This is a genomic window from Metabacillus sp. KH_069, from assembly GCF_057838075.1.
In genome coordinates this window covers 93,942-110,650 of sequence record NZ_JBYQOB010000002.1, presented here as the reverse complement: position 1 = coordinate 110,650, position 16,709 = coordinate 93,942, and the positions used below count along the sequence as shown (strand labels likewise).

The following is a 16,709-nucleotide window of genomic DNA, read 5'->3' as shown; positions in this document are numbered from 1 at the left end:
ATAAGGCATTTCATAAATTTGTAAAAAAGATCGGACAAGAGGTCATACTTGAGAACATAAAAATCCAGCATAAATTCGTGTTTTTATGATACATCTACAGAAATTTCATATTCATCAAAATTTGAGTACTTCCCTCTTTACATACTGTACGGGGGTATAATATAATATGATTGCAAGGAGGGGAACCATATGGTAACTGAACTAAATAACAATGCATTCTTACCAGAAGAAGAAAACTGCTGTGCTAGCGAAAGTGACAGAAAAAGTCATCATTCCGATAAAGTGAAAAATAACCTCGTTACAAGATTAAATCGTATAGAAGGACAAATCCGCGGAATAAAGGGCTTAATCGAAAGAGATACGTATTGTGACGATGTTATAACGCAAATTTCTGCTACTCAATCTGCATTAAACAGTGTAGCTAAAATTCTTTTAGAAGGTCATTTAAAGGGCTGTGTCGTTGATCGCCTTCAAGAAGGAGATAAGGAAGTTTTAGACGAAGTTCTCATTACGATTCAAAAATTAATGAAAAAATAAGGGGATGTTGAACATGGAAAAAGTAACTTTAAATGTAGAAGGCATGTCTTGTGGACATTGTGTGAAAGCAATTGAAGGAAGTGTTGGGGAGTTAGCAGGCGTTTCAAAGGTTAACGTACATCTTGATAATGGCAGTGTGGATGTTGAGTACAGTGCTGCAGAGGTGTCTTTAGAGAAAATTAAGGAAGCCATTGACGATCAAGGTTATGATGTTAAATAGTATTTTTTGATAAGGTCATTATTCATAAAACAGAACGTGCCTAATGAGCGCGTTCTGTTTTATTGTATTACCCACAAAACATTTATTATTAGAATGAAATTTCTTCTACATAAAAAAATATAAGAAATAATAAATAAAACTTGGCGAAAAAGTGATTGACATATAGGGTAGAGGGGTATAGTATAAAAACAGAAGAACATTTTCCCATTTTATATTGCTCAATATACAGTTTGTTTTTAAATTAAATAAGGGAGTGATAATAATGAGCAGTGAAGCAGCCGCATTAAAAGAAGTTCAGTTACCCATTTCCGGGATGACATGTGCCGCATGTGCAACCCGCATCGAAAAGGGCTTAAGTAAAATAGAGGGCGTTGAAAATGCAAATGTTAATTTAGCTTTAGAAAAGGCATCGGTCTTGTATAACCCTGAGGTAACAAACGTTGAAGATTTTGAAAAAAAGGTTAGTGACCTTGGATATGATGTGGTTAAAGAAAAAGTTGAGCTCGACCTGATCGGCATGACATGTGCTGCATGTGCAACCCGTATAGAAAAAGGGTTAAACAAACTTGAGGGAGTTAAAAGTGCATCAGTAAATTTAGCGCTTGAATCTGGAACAGTCGAATATAATCCAACAGAAGTCAGTATTCAAGACATGATCAAGAAAGTTGAAAAGATTGGATATGAGGCAAAACTAAAGCAGGATAGTAAGGAGACAGCCGATTCTCGGGCATTGGAAGTAGAAAAACAAAAAGGGAAATTTATTTTTTCATTGATGTTATCACTTCCTTTATTATGGTCGATGGTTGGGCATTTTGAATTCACGTCTTTTATTTATGTACCTGAAATGTTTATGAACCCATGGATACAGCTGGCTCTTGCCGCACCTGTGCAATTTATTATAGGTAAGCAGTTTTATGTTGGAGCATATAAAGCCCTGCGGAATAAAAGTGCCAATATGGATGTGTTAGTAGCGTTAGGAACATCAGCAGCCTTTTTCTACAGCTTATATCAATCTATCCTATCAATAGGATCTAATGCTCATATGGTGGAGCTATATTATGAAACAAGTGCCATTTTAATCACCTTAATCATTTTAGGGAAATTATTTGAAGCTCGTGCCAAAGGCCGTTCTTCAGAAGCAATTAAAAAATTAATGGGTCTTCAAGCAAAAACAGCCATTGTTTTACGGGATGGCACTGAGATTGAAATCCCCTTAGAAGAAGTTGTCGTTGGGGATATCGTATACGTCAAACCGGGTGAGAAAGTACCTGTTGATGGTGAGATTGTAGAAGGACGCTCAAGCATGGATGAGTCGATGATAACGGGTGAAAGTATCCCTGTCAGTAAATCAATCGGAGATTCAGTTATTGGTGCAACACTCAATAAAAATGGTTTCCTAAAAGTGAAAGCAACAAAGGTAGGAAGAGATACAGCCTTAGCTCAAATAATAAAAGTAGTAGAAGAAGCTCAAGGTTCAAAAGCACCTATTCAGCGAGTAGCGGATAAAATTTCAGGTATATTCGTACCAATCGTTGTAGGAATTGCTATCGTTACTTTCTTAGTTTGGTATCTATGGATAAGCCCCGGAGAATTTGCCGAAGCTCTTGAAAAACTCATTGCTGTTCTCGTCATTGCTTGTCCGTGTGCGCTCGGACTTGCAACACCGACATCCATCATGGCAGGATCGGGCCGTGCAGCAGAATATGGAGTCTTATTTAAAGGTGGAGAACATCTTGAAGGAACCCACCGAATCACCACGGTGATTTTGGATAAAACAGGTACAGTAACGAACGGAAAGCCAGTATTAACTGATGTTATCATTGAAGGAAATATGGATGAAGAAACGTTCCTTACACTTGTTGGATCAGCGGAAAGACAATCTGAACATCCATTGGCGGAAGCCATTGTACAGGGCGTTAAAGACAGAAAAATCTCTTTACATGATCCACAACAATTTGAAGCGATTCCAGGACACGGAATAAAGGCAATTGTGAATGATCATGAATTATTAATTGGTACAAGAAGGCTGATGCAGAAATATAACATTTCTATTGATTTTATCCTTAAGAGAATGGAAGATCTTGAGGATAACGGAAAAACAGCCATGCTTGTTGCGGTTGACGGAGAGTTTATGGGAATCGTAGCAGTGGCTGATACAGTAAAGGAAACGTCAAAAGAAGCGATTAAACGGTTGAAAGATGCAGGAATAGAAGTAATTATGATTACAGGAGACAACAAGCGAACGGCTCAATCAATTGCAAATGAAGTTGGAATTGACATGGCGATTGCCGAAGTACTTCCCGAAGGAAAAGCAGATGAAGTGAAAAAACTACAAGCCCAGGGAAAACAGGTCGCGATGGTTGGAGATGGAATTAATGATGCACCGGCACTGGCAGTGGCCGACATTGGAATGGCAATTGGAACCGGTACGGATGTTGCCATGGAAGCTGCGGATATAACGCTCATGAGAGGGGATCTAAATAGTATTGCAGATGCTATTCTAATGAGTAAAATGACGATCCGCAATATCAAACAAAATCTGTTCTGGGCATTGGCCTATAATGCACTTGGTATTCCTGTTGCCGCAATAGGATTACTTGCTCCATGGCTAGCAGGAGCAGCAATGGCATTCAGTTCGGTTTCTGTCGTACTCAATGCACTACGTCTGCAAAGAGTAAAATTATAAAGGGGAGAATCAAATGAAAAAATGGGTGCTTTCAGCAATTGCCTATCTTCTTGTGGTTGTGGGTTCGTATTATGCCTATACTTCTATTGCCGGGGAACCTGCAGATGAAGCCGATCATACCAAGATGGAACAGCATGATAATTAACAGCCGTTCGTAAGGTCGATTAATTTGCTCCTGCTGGTTTACCGGGTCCTGTTAAGTGCAGGACCCATTTTTATTTTAAATCCCTAGGACAGCATTAGTTAAGGACCAAAAAAACTGAACATTTTATGTCCAGTTAATTAATGATACTCGCTTTCCTGGCTTCCTTTTCTTACAATGTTTTTTCATTTTTCACCTTTCATTGAGATTTTCAATAAACACTTTCCTCTAAGAAGTCTCGTTTTAACGGTTGAGAGGTTCATATTTAATTGTTGTTCTATTTCCTTTAGTTTTAGATCTTTTACATAAAAAAGATAGAGAATTTCCTGATACATTTTTGGAAGGGTGTAAATATGATGAAGGAGCTCTTGTATTGTCTGCTGACCCATCATTTCCAACTCGGGGGTCAAGTGATAAGAGATAGGGAAGTCATTGGAAGGAACAACATATCGATGATACGCGGTTCTAAGATAATCTTTACATTTGTTTTCTGTTACTTTGTATAACCAAGCTTTAATTGAGCGTTCTTCTCTAAGATGGTCAAGATGAGTGATATATGCAATAAATACTTCTTGAACAATATCTTCAGCAAGATGATGATCCTTTATATATCTCCAAGCCAGTTTTTTCAGACTAATACTATATGTATTTATTAGCTTAGTAAGTTGATCGTCATCTTTAAAGCAGGCTGTTTGCTTCATCATTCCATCACGTAACTTTCGTTTTAGCTTTATATTAATATTAACATATATTGGTAAGTGTTGCATTCTGTTTTTACGGTTTTTTAGGATTATATTTATTCAAGGCCGGGGAGGTTCATTGGTTGGATTAATAGACATATAGAGTTACAATGAAAGCAAATTGTAGTAAGGGAAAGGGTGGATAGGATGGTGAAAGTTCGTAAGGCGTTAAGTTATGAAGTCGAAATGATTCGAAAACAAAGAGTAATGGCGTATAAAGAACACACGCAAAGCATTCCTGAAGGGCATTGGGAGGCTCTTAGGAAAGCCATATCGTCAGATGCAGATGAACAAAATGGAGTTGAACTTCTGGTTGCTGAATTAGATGGGGAAGTGGTAGGCAGTGTTGCTTTATTTCCTGCAAAATCAGATGCCTACAAAGGGCTTGCGGATATGTTGGATTATCCCGAAATAAGAATGCTTGCAGTCACTCCGCAGTCACGACGCAAAGGTGTTGGTGAGGCATTAATAAAAGAATGTATTCATCTAACAAAAGCAAAAGGTTCAGAGTACATAGGCTTACACACGGCAGATTTTATGAAACCTGCTATGCGGCTTTATGAACGTATAGGCTTTGTGCGAATTCCACAATTTGACTTTCAACCTGCGGATGACGGAATTATTGTAAAAGCGTTTCGACTATCTATTGAAGGAAAAATACCACAAGAAAAATAAAGCAATAAGTTGGACCGAAAGTATACCATTTTATTGAGGGACCACACTATTAAAATTCTGAATTTTCGGTGTAATAAAAACTGATTCTTGGCTAATGAGCAACGATAACCAATAAAAAAAACTAGTTGGGTTTGGAAATCAGCTATGTGCTTTTAAAAACCCCCTTGAATATCTGGTAAAACACCATACGCTAATGCAAATCATTCACCTGCAAAAAGAAAAAAATGCTATTATTTGTTTTTTTGTATTGTCAGTTCTTTAACAGGTTCACATCAATCTTTGTCTCCTCAAGCTTTCCAAGAGTTGACCAAAAAAAAGTCAGGCTTTATTCTAATGCATAATTGGTATTAAACTTACTTTGATTAGGGAAAATAATTGGAAATCATAAATATAGGAGGAGAGGAAATAATGTCAGAACATCGAAGCCATAATCAAAACCCAAAAAATAGTAGCACTAAGAATGATGAATATGTGCCTCATATTCACAGAGACCATAACATCAATCACGAAGACCACGCGAGTCATCATGACCATAGCCACCACAACCATGTAATGGATGGAGAACATGAAAAAAAGGGAAATCGCCATAAACATCAACATGATAACGGGAGTCATGAACATGGGGGCGGACATGGAGGACATAGAAATCACCATGGTCATATGGTAGAGGATTTCAAGAAGCGCTTTTATATTTCCCTTATTGTTTCCTTGCCGGTCTTTTTCCTATCTCACATGATACAATCACTACTCGGCTTTGAATTTACTTTTCCATACGATTCTATAGTTCTATTTTTACTTTCATCTTTTGTATTCTTCTATGGGGGATATCCATTTTTAAAAGGAGCCATTGATGAGATAAGGCAAAAGAATCCAGGAATGATGACCCTTATTGCTTTAGCGATAGTTGTTGCTTATGTATACAGTACATTGACTGTATTCGGATTAGAGGGAATGGATTATTATTGGGAGCTTGTCACGTTAATTGATATCATGCTTCTAGGACACTGGCTTGAGATGAAGTCTGTGATGGGTGCATCGAACGCTTTAGAACAGCTTGTCAAATTAATGCCATCCGAGGCACATAAAATCACAGATGAGGGGACTGCTGATGTACCTGTATCCGACCTGTCACCTGGAGACAAGGTGCTGGTCAAGCCAGGAGAGAGAGTCCCAGTGGATGGCATCATAAAAAAAGGACGCTCCACGATAGATGAATCAATGTTAACTGGCGAGTCGGTACCAGTTGAAAAGTCACAAGACCATGAAGTGACAGGAGGTTCCGTTAACGGTGATGGTGCACTAACGATAGAAGTGAAAAATACAGGGGAAGAAAGCTATCTTTCCCAAGTCGTTAAAATGGTTCAGGAAGCCCAAGAATCAAAGTCAAGAACGCAAGATCTTTCCAATAGAGCCGCCAAATGGCTATTTTATATAGCCCTAGGAGCTGGGATTTTAACTTTAGTCGGGTGGCTTATTGCCGGTTTTTCCTTTAATTATGCTTTAGAACGCATGGTAACAGTCATGATTATTGCATGTCCTCATGCACTTGGTTTGGCTGTCCCCTTGGTTATAGCAACCTCAACAGCTATATCAGCGAAAAAAGGCTTGCTCATCCGCAATCGTACACAGTTCGAAGAAGCAAGAAGAATTAATGCAGTTGTGTTCGACAAGACAGGCACCTTGACGAAGGGTGAATTTGGAATTACAGACCTAATTGTAGCAGACGGCTATACCGATAATGCAGTATTGAAAATGGTAGCCTCTTTAGAGGGGCAATCTGAACATCCAATAGCCAGAGGAGTTTTAAACAGTGTAAAAGAAAAAGAGATGAAAGTACCCGATCCTGAAGAATTTGAATATATGCAAGGTAAAGGGCTCAAGGGAAGAGTGGATGGCAAAGAAGTACTTGCGGTTAGTCCAGGTTATATGAGGGAACAAAACTTACCTTATCCTGAGGAAAAATATAAGGAACTATCAACGGAAGGCAAAACGGTGATTTTCGCGATAATTGACGGCAAATTTGCGGGTATGATTGCACTTGCTGATCAAATTAGAGAAAGTGCCAAAGAAGCCATACAAAATTTAAAGGAAATGAATATCGAATCCATCATGTTAACGGGTGATAACAAGCAGGTCGCGAATTATGTAGGAAAGCAGGTTGGCTTAGATGAAGTTTACGCTGAAGTGCTGCCTCATGAAAAAGCAAAAAAAATAAAAGAAATCAAGCAGGGAAATAAGAAAGTGGCTATGACCGGAGATGGTGTAAATGATGCACCGGCCCTAGCGAATGCCGACTTAGGGATTGCCATAGGAGCAGGTACTGATGTTGCAATTGAGACAGCAGATGTCATCCTAGTCAACAGCAATCCGCAGGATGTTGTTGAAATCATCGAATTATCCAGAAAGACATACAGAAAGATGATTCAAAATCTATGGTGGGGTGCAGGATACAATATAATTGCCATCCCGTTGGCCTCTGGAATACTATATCAAACAGGTTTTGTACTAAGTCCAGCGGTCGGTGCCATTCTTATGTCACTTAGCACGATAATAGTTGCTATAAACGCAAAGTTATTAAAAGCATAGTCGGTCAAAATCCTAAGGGGATTGACCGACCCATTCTCCCAACTAATTTATCAAGAAACCTCTATATAGATTTTAAAGGGATGGTACGACCGCTTATAGTTGATTTCACTCTTACTACCGGCGGAGAAGAAGTTTAAATCATAAATGGGTATCAGAAAATGAATTATCACCAGCTGATAAATGATGGTAACAAAATGAATATATTCCTAACTCATAAAAAGAGCTTATCCCCTAAATGGGATAAGCTCTTTTTAAGTGGGGTTATTTTGAGGGACTCATATACATAAAGACTAAAAAAGTATATCCATCACAAGCCATGCTTGCTTCTGCTTATTTGCTATAAAATTTCTATAACAATGTTTATACTGCAGAACCATTGGCAAATAGTAGCCCATTTGTCCAGCAGTTTTTCGAGCTTTGTGCAGCTTGCTGAAATTTATGTAAAAAAACATAATTATGCTCATTGTCAGCAATGTGCAGTGATATATCGGAAGATGGCATGTACCATTATTTAGAAAGTATGCATAATACAATATCTTAAATATTTTTTTAGTTTAAAGACTAGTATATTACTTAAATCATAAAGGTTAAAATATAATTATTTACACACAGGGAGTTACACTATGGACCTTTCACTACTTGCTGTTTAACCGGTGTATATTATACTAACGATTGTTTGAATTGGTTATTTGGTATTATTTGCAAAGATAAAGGCAATACTTTTGTTTTTGGAAGAATATATTTCATTTTGCACATATCAATTTATTTTGTAGCTATTTTCTTATATGTAACAAAATAATGACCTTGTAATCATGTCTAATATTATTGGTTGTTATAATCAACTAAATGCCGAAAAAACATATATATAAATATATTATCCCGTTCGAAAAAGTACACTTTTTCGAACGGGTTATTTTTTTATTATTTCATTTCTTTTTTCCGTTCGTTTAAGTATAAAAATATTATTCGAACGTTCTCCTTTTTACATACACTTTTTCGAACGGATTTGATAGAATTAGAGAAAGAAAAGGGAAAAGGAGTAAAAAAATGGATGTTAGAAAATTTGGATACATAAGAGTAAGCAGCAAAGATCAAAATGAAGGACGTCAACTTCAAGCCATGCTGGAAAATGGTCTCAACGAACGAGATATCTTTTTGGATAAACAAAGTGGGAAAAATTTCAATCGAGAACAATATCAGCTGCTAAAACGGATGATCCGAAAAGGAGATATTCTTTACATTCATTCGCTGGATCGTTTTGGCCGGAATAAAGAAGAGATACTTCAGGAATGGAATGACATTACAAAAAATATTCAAGCAGATATTGTTGTGATGGATATGCCGTTGCTTGATACTACTCAATATAAAGATAGCCTTGGAACATTTATTGCTGACTTGGTTTTACAGATACTTTCCTGGATGGCTCAGGAAGAACGAGATCGCATTCGAAAACGGCAGCGTGAAGGAATAGATGTTGCTTTAAAGAATGGTGTAACGTTTGGACGGCCAAAAATACAGGCTACAGAAGACTTTAATGAAATTTATATCAGGTGGAAGGCTGGAGAGATGACAGCTGTAAAAGCTATGGAAGAATTAGGTGTAAAAAAGACTACTTTTTATAAGTTGGTTAATGAACATGAAAAAGGATTTAAAAAGTTCACTATTTAATAGTAGAAACTCGGCAAAGAAGCATAACCAATTTATATTATTAAGCTCCTTTTGTCTTGAAATCAATAATCTTTTATACTTCAAATTACAGACTATCTTTTAGAGTGATTTCTACTTAAATATATATAAATAATAAATAAAAAACATAAGTGTCTAGAAGTTACAACTTTTAGACAATTATTATTTGAATTAAAATGGAAAATAAAAAGTGAGTCTTTGATCGTTAGAAAGAAGGAGGGATGATAGCAAAAAGATTACACTTTAGTTTTTTTACAACGCAATTTATCAAATTTTTCAATTCAAAATCCTTCTTCAGAAGGATTTTTTGGTTCAAAGAGTTCTTTCAATTAACATCCCATTAATATGATTAATCTACTATCCCATATTCTCTAAAATGAGTAATCATCATCTTCTTTGAATGAACCGAATTTCATTGTATAATAAGAGTAGAAGGAGTTTGATTATGACACGACTAAAACCCTTAAATGATCTTATTTTTAAGAAGCTATTTGGAGAGAATCAAGATAAAGACTTACTAATCGGATTCTTAAATGCTGTCTTAGAAAATGATGTTGAAGATTTGTACATTGTAGAAGAAAAGCTGAATAAAGAAAAAATTGATGATAAACAAGGAATCCTCGATATAAAGGCTATTTGTTATACAGGGGAAAAAATTAATATAGAGGTCCAACTAGCAAATGAATACAATATGAAAGAACGAACCCTTTTTTATTGGTCAAAGCTATTTACTGAAAATTTTAAAGCAGCTGAAAAATATTCGGATTTAAATAAAACCATTACAATTAATATACTTGGATTTAATTACCTGACTGACATTGAGTCCTATCACTCAAGCTATAAAATTTATGAGGATCATTCCAAACAGCTTCTTACTGATTTGCTTGAAATTCATTTTATTGAAATGCCAAAATTCAATGAAATCGATGTTGATTTGCATAATCCCCTTCATAGATGGTTATTATTTCTAAGAGGGGATTCGGTTAAGCAGCCTAATTTAGAGGAGGTGTTTATCTTGGATCAGTTAGTAGCAAAAGCAGAAGATAAACTACGCCGTTTAAGTGCTGACGAGGAAACCATCAGGATGTATCAGCTCCGAGAAAAGTTTATTGCTGATCAGAAAACTCAGATTGAGGGCGCCAGGAACGAGGGTAAAAACGAAGGGATGCATGAAAAAGCCATTGTGATTGCTAAAAGCCTGTTTGAAATACCTAGTATGTCCGTTCAAGATGTTGCTAAACATACCGGTTTATCCTTACAAAAAGTTAAGGAAATCGAAAGAGAAGTCAGATGAAAATTTAAGTGAGTGCCTTTAAGGGGCGCTCATTTTACTTATCCTTTTTATTAACTGATCTGCACCTGACCTAAGAGGATGAGCTAAGCAAAATTAGCAATAAACGAAAATAAAAGAGCTTTGATCATTTAGTGATCACGCTCTTTTTTGTTGTATCAGCAGCTAAACTTGTTTTAGAATCTTCCGGCAATGCCTTGCTGAGCGAATTACTAATCTCTTCGTAATTTCTCCGCTTACTGAACCATTAGCGCGTGAGGATGTCTCTGCACATTAGTTAACACCAAACTCCTGAGCAATTTCAAACTTCATTTGATCAATAGCCTGCTAGCTCCAGTTACTAATAAATCAAGATATATACAATCTTTATACTGAAAAAAATTGTACATTAAGGCTGAAAGCCTTGATATAAAGGTTCAAATAATGACTCTCTTAAAAATTGAATAATGATCTACTTTGAGGGCACTATATGATTGTTGAGTTTTCATTCAAACAATTTGAATAGGAGGATATTTATGGCTCATAATCAAGAACATCATCACTCTCATAAAACAGGTGAAGAAGTAATGGAAACAGGTCATTATATTGATGCAGATGGGGATCATATTGAATTAAAGGCAGGACAAAAGTTTCCTAGTTGTCCATCTTCAGGACAATCTACAAGTTGGAAACATGAACAATAGAAAATTTTGAACTAAAGGGTAGTTTTAATTCAATAAGCAACACAAAAGGATCTTCGACTGGAAGATCCTTTTTATATTGCCGATTACATCCGATTAAGAAAATGAAATCTTAATGGCCTAGTCACATTGTTACTGCTGTAATCCGTCAGATTATTTAAAATGAAGTTTATATTCTACTTAGGATCTATATCGTCTGCTCTCTATACTTGGGATACCGGTAGTTTTCCGCGTTTTGCTACCGGGATCCCACCGTGGAATAATCTCGCTCTTCTTTTTTATTTTTAGATTTTTCCCGGCGGTTGTATATGAATTTCGATAAGCTAATACTGCTCTCATATAAGAGCAATAACGGTATGATCACTAGAATATCCGATAAGAGATCGGGTGGAGTAATCAATATGGATACGACAATTAGGATGAAGTAAGCATATTTTCTGATTCTCTGCAGTTGATAGGGATTTATAATTCCCAGGCTTGTTAAAAACATAATCACAACAGGCAGTTCAAACAAAAACCCAAATGGCAAAGTCATATGAAATAAAAACCGGAAAAATTTCTCCGTCGTATAAAAAGCGATAAACATGTCATCCGATAGAGACGTTAAAAAACTCAGGACAAGAGGAAACAGAACAAAGTATCCAAAACTAATTCCTGCAATAAACAGAATAAACATTACGGGAACATAGGCAAGTGTAATTTTACGTTCTTTTGGTGTTAAAGCAGGACGCACAAACAGCCATGCCTGGTGCGCAGCAACTGGAATAGTGGCTGCAACAGCAACGACGCTTGCAATCATTAAATATACAAGTAAGATATCACTCGGCCCTAAAAGAGCAAGCTTAAATGGCAAATCCTTAACGATTATGTGATATATATCCTGAACAAATATGAATGACGATACAAAAAATAGCAAAAAGGCGACTAGAGTGATGATGATGCGTTTTCGAAACTCTTCAAGATGCTGAATGACCCGCATGTTTTGATTTTCCAATATAATCACTCCAATAAAAGGGAGATGTAAGACAAGCCTTACATCTCCTTCTAATTTGTTACTTTACTTTTTCTTGACTTGTAGATGTTTCAGCATCAGGTTCCTCTTTTATAAGATCCTTTGCAGACCTTTTAAACTCCCTTAATGTTAAACCGAACGATCTGCCGATTTCCGGTAACTTAGAGGGGCCAAAAACAATAAGGGCAATGACCAATATGAGTATCAGACCTGGTATTCCGATATTTTGAATCATAACATCCTCCTGGTTTTATCATTTTTTTAAAAAAATTTCGGTTTTGTAGATGGCTAGAATAACTCAGCTATAAAAATCATTTAAATCGATATCCTTACCGAGTTTTTTTAATCCTTGATTCATTTTAGTTACAGTTGCAAATCTTGGACGATAATTCTGATTCGTGCATATTTTTAAGACCGTGCTTGGACTTAGACATGATGCTTTTTCTAATTCAGATCGTTTTAAGTCGAGCTGTTTATCTACCCATCTACCAAAATTACTTCTTTTCTTATTAAGGTTCATCACGAATGAATCTCCCTTTCTATTATTTTGAGCAGTATGGTCCAAAGTATAGTGATCAAAAGTGTCTGTACAATAGTTTCTTTTATAAGATTATTTTCCTCTTTAAAAGACCCATTTAAATTTATCAATCACGTTTTTTTTTATTCAGTTAAGCAAAGTTATTTTCCCAACCCTTTTTAGAGGGAATACTTACAGATCCCATTTATTTCTATGATTAAAATTTCACAAAAAATGCAGTAAAGTACATGATTAACAGTCCAATGGTGAATCCTGAAAGATTTAACCATGACACAGATGGTTCTCTATGCGTACGATGGTCTTCAATAAGCATTTTGGCAATAACATAGATTACTTGTAAAATGGCACCTGCACCAATTCCTAAAAACAAAGAACCCCATATTGGTGAGAAGACAAAACCGCCGAACCAGGTTCCAAGAATTGCAGGACCGCCTGCAATTGCCCCAAGAAGGATAAAGTCTCTAACCTTTGGTTTAGCCTTAAGCAACGGGGCAGCTATACCAATCCCTTCTGTAATGTTATGCAGGGTAAATCCAATGATTAAAAATGTACCTAAAGCTGCTTCTCCAAGAGCAAATGAAGAACCAATAGCGAGACCTTCTCCGAAATTGTGCAAACCAATTCCAGTTGCCATTAATAGAGCAAGCGCGAAAGGTGAATAACCTTTGGATTCTTGCCTTCTGCGCTGATATTGGTCAAATCCAATCAATAATAAAAAGGTAAGAGCAGCTCCGATTATGACGACCATATTGCCTTGGAATACAGAAGGAGCCTCTGCACCAACTTCAAACCCGTCAGCAAGCGTTCCCACAAAAAGGAATAATAAGAGTCCAACAGTAAGAGCCAGAATAGCATTTATCCACTTTCGCTTAAAGCGTTTCATAAATGGATACCACAATAACCCCAATGTAATAGGAACAATTCCGACGTAAAAACCGATAAATCCGTAATTCAAAAAGTTGCTCCAGCTAGCTTGGGGAGTCAGAGTTGCAGCAGCTATTTCTCCCTCCGTTACAATGCCATTTTCAGTGACAATTTTTATCACATGAGGATCTCCTTCAACCCAAGGATAGGGGATGGATACTGTTCCATCTTCAAACCGTTCGAGCGAAGTATCTGGAGTCACACTGAAATTCCAAATGGAATCATCTACTATGACCTGTGAAATGGTAAGTGATTTTGGACCTGTGTTGCTTACTGAAAGGTCAAAACCTGATTTTGTTACTTTAATCCGTTCAATATTTAATACTTCAATAGGTGCAGCAGGATCTTTTTCTATTCCTGCGCCGTTTAACAGAACCCAAGCTAATACTCCTATCAACATCACCAAAGGAATTAAACCTGAAATAATCCACTTAGCCTTCATTTTTCACCCCTCCTTTACTCAACCTCAAAAAATCCCATCCATCCCAGTTCAGCAAATTCACTGACATGGGCATGAAACATATATGCTCCTTTGTATGGAAAGCGCATTTCAAGAATTCCGCGTTCACCCTGACACTGCATAATCGTATCTGTAAATTGTGAGGGATTATCCATTCTTCCTGTAGGATAGTACGTAAAATAATTGGCATGGAGATGGAATGAGTTAATTAAATCAAATTCTGTTAAGTTACTAAGGTAAATGCGGACCAGCTGGTCCTTTTTTACTTTAATTGGATGATTCATAAATGCGAAGGCATATCCATTAACCGTGTAAAACTCATTTTCTCCGTCTAAATCCAAGTCATACCCGTTCATTACCATGTTTAATTCCAGTGCTTTTTCTCTTGGTTTTTTTGGATCAATAATGAAGTTACCGTACAAACCTTTATGAATATGCCGGGCAAGAGGTAATACATGACAATGATATACCTGCATTCCGTAAGGTTTTGCTTCAAACTCATAAGTAAATTCTTGGCCCGGGTAAATTGAAGTAAGCCCATCCATTTCAGGTGGATGGATGCCATGAAAATGAATAGAGTGAGGATGGCTTCCTTTATTTATAAAGTGAAAGCGAAGCATGTCTCCTTCTGTACAACGAAACGTGGGACCTGGAATGGTTCCGTTATACGTCCATCCTGGAAATTTGATGCCTTTTGCTATTTCAATTTCTTTATCTACAGCAATCACTTTATACTCACGAAGCGTTTGTCCATTTGGCAATGTACTAACTTTTCCGTAATCAAATTCGGTCAGCAATCGTTCAGCCATTTTATACCCGTCGGTTTTTGAAGAATCCTTCATAGTAGTATGGTTCATTTTAGCGTGTTTATTGTTCCCGTGAGATTCCGCTTTAACAGTTTGAGTAAAAGGCGATAATTTATTCAGAAAATAACTGCCTGCTACACCGATGGCACCAACTGAACCTATTTTGATAATATCCCGTCTAGATACTTTATCCTCATCAGACATGTTTAACCCTCCCTCAAAAAAGTTTCCTTTGTGCAAAAATATGATTCTTAGCTATACTTTATTCCTTGGGCAAACTCATTGTCAACACATTTTTTTTGGTTAATAATTAGCTTTCTTGTTTTAAGAAACTAAATATTGTTTAAGCTGCAGATTAATTAACGAGGTTATCTGAGCAAGCGTTAGCTTCTGTGAAAAGTAATTGTTTAAATATGGAAAGATTTAATAAAAAAAAGCTCATTTTTTATGATTATTTTTTCAAATTCATACTTTCTTCAAATTTCCTCTATAGACTTGTCTGAGTATGGTTTAATTTCAATAAGCTGTAGGTTTTACTTTGGAGTCAGGATAAGTGAATACCTTTGAAGCGCACTAAAATATAAGCCTGCTTTAGGAGGATGCTGGTAATAAGTAAATATGTAAGTGATTTTTCATAAAAAATATTGATAATAGTAGGAGTGTTTTATGATGAAAAAATGGATCGTTTCTCTTGGACTGGCGGGTGGAGTTCTTACTCTTTCTGCATGTAACTCTGGCGATATTAATAAAGAGGCAATCGTTGAATCCAAATCAGGTGAAATTACCAACGAAGAATTTTACGCAGAATTAAAAACTCAAGCTGGTAAAGACGTATTAAAGCAAATGGTTGATACAATGCTGCTTGAAAAAAAATATAATGTAACAGATAAAGAGATTGCTGCAAAAATTAAAGAATATGAAAAGCAATTAGGTGGTAAAGATGGATTAAAGCAAGCGATGGAACAAAACGGAATTAAAAGTGAAAAAGATTTTAAAAAGATTGTTAAAGAAGGATTGCTGGCAGAAAAAGCTACAACAGATGGGGTAAAGGTCAGCGAAGATGAAATTAAGAAGGCATTCGATACTACATATAAAAATGAAATTAAAACAAGACACATACTTGTAGAAGACGAAAAAACAGCTAAAGAAGTAAAGGCTAAGCTTGATAAAGGTGAAGATTTTGCAACACTCGCTAAAGAATATTCAAAAGATACCGTAACAAAAAATAAAGGCGGGGACCTGGGCTACTCCTTAAAAGGAAAAATGGTTCCTGAATATGAACAGGTCGCATATTCAATGGAAACAGGAAAAATAAGTGATCCAGTAAAATCACAGTTTGGTTATCACATTATTGAAGTAACAGATAAGAAAACAAACAAATTAGAAGATAAGAAATCTGTAATAGAAAAAGAATTAAAATTACAAAAAGCAAAACCATTTGATGAGGTCATTGCCACGCTTGAAAAAGAGGCTGATATCAGTATTAATAACGAAGATTTGAAAGATGCACTCGAGAAACCAAAAAATCCTATCCCTCCTACACAATAACGGGTCTAAAAAAAGTGGGTGAGATCTTTTTAGTTTTAGGATTTTGAAAAGCAGTCATAACTTTGCCTGTCCCATAGAAATCGTGACTTTCTTCTGTACTTTACAGTTTTACAAAACAGCCGCCTGAAATTCTGGTGGCTGTTTTCGTTCTTTAAGGGTTATTTATGATTAGCATCAG

Annotated in this window: 16 protein-coding genes and 1 pseudogene; 10 read left to right on the top strand and 7 right to left on the bottom strand. The window is 36.3% G+C overall.

Going from position 1 to position 16,709, the window contains the following annotated elements; genetic code table 11:
* Positions 1 to 189: 189 nt before the first annotated feature.
* The 4 genes from AC3ISE_RS22725 to AC3ISE_RS22710 all read left to right on the top strand — a co-directional run bounded on the left by AC3ISE_RS22725 (position 190) and on the right by AC3ISE_RS22710 (position 3,588).
* A complete protein-coding gene (locus AC3ISE_RS22725) occupies positions 190 to 537 on the top strand; it encodes a metal-sensitive transcriptional regulator (RefSeq protein ID WP_070875175.1) in 348 nt (115 codons plus the stop codon).
* A gap of 13 nt (positions 538 to 550) precedes the next feature.
* On the top strand, positions 551 to 757 hold the full coding sequence (copZ, locus tag AC3ISE_RS22720) for a copper chaperone CopZ (RefSeq protein WP_070875174.1): 207 nt from the start codon (positions 551 to 553) through the stop codon (positions 755 to 757).
* Between the two features lie 262 nt (positions 758 to 1,019).
* On the top strand, positions 1,020 to 3,443 hold the full coding sequence (locus AC3ISE_RS22715; RefSeq protein WP_489224442.1) for a heavy metal translocating P-type ATPase: 2,424 nt from the start codon (positions 1,020 to 1,022) through the stop codon (positions 3,441 to 3,443).
* A 13-nt stretch (positions 3,444 to 3,456) separates the two neighbouring features.
* Positions 3,457 to 3,588: a hypothetical protein gene (locus AC3ISE_RS22710; RefSeq protein ID WP_489224441.1), complete on the top strand. Its 132-nt coding sequence runs from the start codon at positions 3,457 to 3,459 to the stop codon at positions 3,586 to 3,588.
* 182 nt (positions 3,589 to 3,770) lie between these two features.
* Here AC3ISE_RS22710 and AC3ISE_RS22705 read toward each other — a convergent pair whose 3' ends face one another.
* Positions 3,771 to 4,289 (bottom strand): sigma-70 family RNA polymerase sigma factor, encoded by a 519-nt coding sequence (locus tag AC3ISE_RS22705; protein WP_489224440.1) that lies wholly within the window; start codon positions 4,287 to 4,289, stop codon positions 3,771 to 3,773.
* A gap of 183 nt (positions 4,290 to 4,472) precedes the next feature.
* Between AC3ISE_RS22705 and AC3ISE_RS22700 the strand changes: the two genes are divergently transcribed.
* The 4 genes from AC3ISE_RS22700 (at position 4,473) to AC3ISE_RS22685 (ending at position 10,566) form a co-directional block, all read left to right on the top strand.
* Complete coding sequence (locus AC3ISE_RS22700) at positions 4,473 to 5,000, top strand: GNAT family N-acetyltransferase (RefSeq protein ID WP_489224439.1); 528 nt, start codon at positions 4,473 to 4,475, stop codon at positions 4,998 to 5,000.
* A 408-nt stretch (positions 5,001 to 5,408) separates the two neighbouring features.
* Positions 5,409 to 7,586 (top strand): heavy metal translocating P-type ATPase, encoded by a 2,178-nt coding sequence (locus AC3ISE_RS22695; RefSeq protein ID WP_489224438.1) that lies wholly within the window; start codon positions 5,409 to 5,411, stop codon positions 7,584 to 7,586.
* A 1,047-nt stretch (positions 7,587 to 8,633) separates the two neighbouring features.
* Positions 8,634 to 9,254, top strand: a complete 621-nt coding sequence (locus AC3ISE_RS22690; protein ID WP_489224437.1) for a recombinase family protein — start codon at positions 8,634 to 8,636, stop codon at positions 9,252 to 9,254.
* A 463-nt stretch (positions 9,255 to 9,717) separates the two neighbouring features.
* Positions 9,718 to 10,566: an Rpn family recombination-promoting nuclease/putative transposase gene (locus tag AC3ISE_RS22685; protein WP_489224436.1), complete on the top strand. Its 849-nt coding sequence runs from the start codon at positions 9,718 to 9,720 to the stop codon at positions 10,564 to 10,566.
* A gap of 173 nt (positions 10,567 to 10,739) precedes the next feature.
* Here AC3ISE_RS22685 and AC3ISE_RS22680 read toward each other — a convergent pair.
* Positions 10,740 to 10,875: pseudogene (locus AC3ISE_RS22680) on the bottom strand (alpha/beta-type small acid-soluble spore protein).
* A 203-nt stretch (positions 10,876 to 11,078) separates the two neighbouring features.
* Between AC3ISE_RS22680 and AC3ISE_RS22675 the strand changes: the two are divergent.
* On the top strand, positions 11,079 to 11,246 hold the full coding sequence (locus AC3ISE_RS22675; RefSeq protein ID WP_489224435.1) for a hypothetical protein: 168 nt from the start codon (positions 11,079 to 11,081) through the stop codon (positions 11,244 to 11,246).
* Between the two features lie 235 nt (positions 11,247 to 11,481).
* Here the strand turns inward: AC3ISE_RS22675 and tatC are convergent, their stop codons facing one another.
* The 5 genes from tatC to AC3ISE_RS22650 form a co-directional block, all read right to left on the bottom strand.
* Positions 11,482 to 12,237, bottom strand: a complete 756-nt coding sequence (gene tatC, locus AC3ISE_RS22670) for a twin-arginine translocase subunit TatC (RefSeq protein WP_489224434.1) — start codon at positions 12,235 to 12,237, stop codon at positions 11,482 to 11,484.
* Between the two features lie 58 nt (positions 12,238 to 12,295).
* Positions 12,296 to 12,490: a twin-arginine translocase TatA/TatE family subunit gene (gene tatA, locus AC3ISE_RS22665; RefSeq protein WP_489224433.1), complete on the bottom strand. Its 195-nt coding sequence runs from the start codon at positions 12,488 to 12,490 to the stop codon at positions 12,296 to 12,298.
* Positions 12,491 to 12,553: 63 nt separating this feature from the next.
* The gene (locus tag AC3ISE_RS22660) at positions 12,554 to 12,775 is read right to left on the bottom strand and encodes a transcriptional regulator (RefSeq protein ID WP_070878444.1); all 222 of its coding nucleotides are present in this window, start codon (positions 12,773 to 12,775) and stop codon (positions 12,554 to 12,556) included.
* 214 nt (positions 12,776 to 12,989) lie between these two features.
* Positions 12,990 to 14,159: a ZIP family metal transporter gene (locus AC3ISE_RS22655; RefSeq protein ID WP_489224432.1), complete on the bottom strand. Its 1,170-nt coding sequence runs from the start codon at positions 14,157 to 14,159 to the stop codon at positions 12,990 to 12,992.
* 14 nt (positions 14,160 to 14,173) lie between these two features.
* On the bottom strand, positions 14,174 to 15,187 hold the full coding sequence (locus tag AC3ISE_RS22650; protein WP_489224431.1) for a multicopper oxidase domain-containing protein: 1,014 nt from the start codon (positions 15,185 to 15,187) through the stop codon (positions 14,174 to 14,176).
* A gap of 462 nt (positions 15,188 to 15,649) precedes the next feature.
* On the opposite strand from AC3ISE_RS22650, the gene AC3ISE_RS22645 reads away from it, so the two are divergent.
* Positions 15,650 to 16,531 (top strand): peptidylprolyl isomerase, encoded by an 882-nt coding sequence (locus AC3ISE_RS22645; RefSeq protein WP_489224430.1) that lies wholly within the window; start codon positions 15,650 to 15,652, stop codon positions 16,529 to 16,531.
* Positions 16,532 to 16,709 lie beyond the last annotated feature (178 nt).

Bases quoted from the DNA above. Each gene is read 5' to 3' on its own strand.
- AC3ISE_RS22650 (WP_489224431.1), bottom strand. From the start codon at position 15,187: ATGTCTGATGAGGATAAAGTATCTAGACGGGATATTATCAAAATAGGT.
- AC3ISE_RS22660 (WP_070878444.1), bottom strand. From the start codon at position 12,775: ATGAACCTTAATAAGAAAAGAAGTAATTTTGGTAGATGGGTAGATAAA.
- AC3ISE_RS22715 (WP_489224442.1), top strand. From the start codon at position 1,020: ATGAGCAGTGAAGCAGCCGCATTAAAAGAAGTTCAGTTACCCATTTCC.
- AC3ISE_RS22685 (WP_489224436.1), top strand. From the start codon at position 9,718: ATGACACGACTAAAACCCTTAAATGATCTTATTTTTAAGAAGCTATTT.
- AC3ISE_RS22710 (WP_489224441.1), top strand. From the start codon at position 3,457: ATGAAAAAATGGGTGCTTTCAGCAATTGCCTATCTTCTTGTGGTTGTG.
- AC3ISE_RS22700 (WP_489224439.1), top strand. From the start codon at position 4,473: ATGGTGAAAGTTCGTAAGGCGTTAAGTTATGAAGTCGAAATGATTCGA.
- AC3ISE_RS22645 (WP_489224430.1), top strand. From the start codon at position 15,650: ATGATGAAAAAATGGATCGTTTCTCTTGGACTGGCGGGTGGAGTTCTT.
- AC3ISE_RS22655 (WP_489224432.1), bottom strand. From the start codon at position 14,159: ATGAAGGCTAAGTGGATTATTTCAGGTTTAATTCCTTTGGTGATGTTG.
- AC3ISE_RS22690 (WP_489224437.1), top strand. From the start codon at position 8,634: ATGGATGTTAGAAAATTTGGATACATAAGAGTAAGCAGCAAAGATCAA.
- AC3ISE_RS22705 (WP_489224440.1), bottom strand. From the start codon at position 4,289: ATGATGAAGCAAACAGCCTGCTTTAAAGATGACGATCAACTTACTAAG.
- AC3ISE_RS22695 (WP_489224438.1), top strand. From the start codon at position 5,409: ATGTCAGAACATCGAAGCCATAATCAAAACCCAAAAAATAGTAGCACT.
- AC3ISE_RS22725 (WP_070875175.1), top strand. From the start codon at position 190: ATGGTAACTGAACTAAATAACAATGCATTCTTACCAGAAGAAGAAAAC.
- AC3ISE_RS22675 (WP_489224435.1), top strand. From the start codon at position 11,079: ATGGCTCATAATCAAGAACATCATCACTCTCATAAAACAGGTGAAGAA.
- tatA (WP_489224433.1), bottom strand. From the start codon at position 12,490: ATGATTCAAAATATCGGAATACCAGGTCTGATACTCATATTGGTCATT.
- copZ (WP_070875174.1), top strand. From the start codon at position 551: ATGGAAAAAGTAACTTTAAATGTAGAAGGCATGTCTTGTGGACATTGT.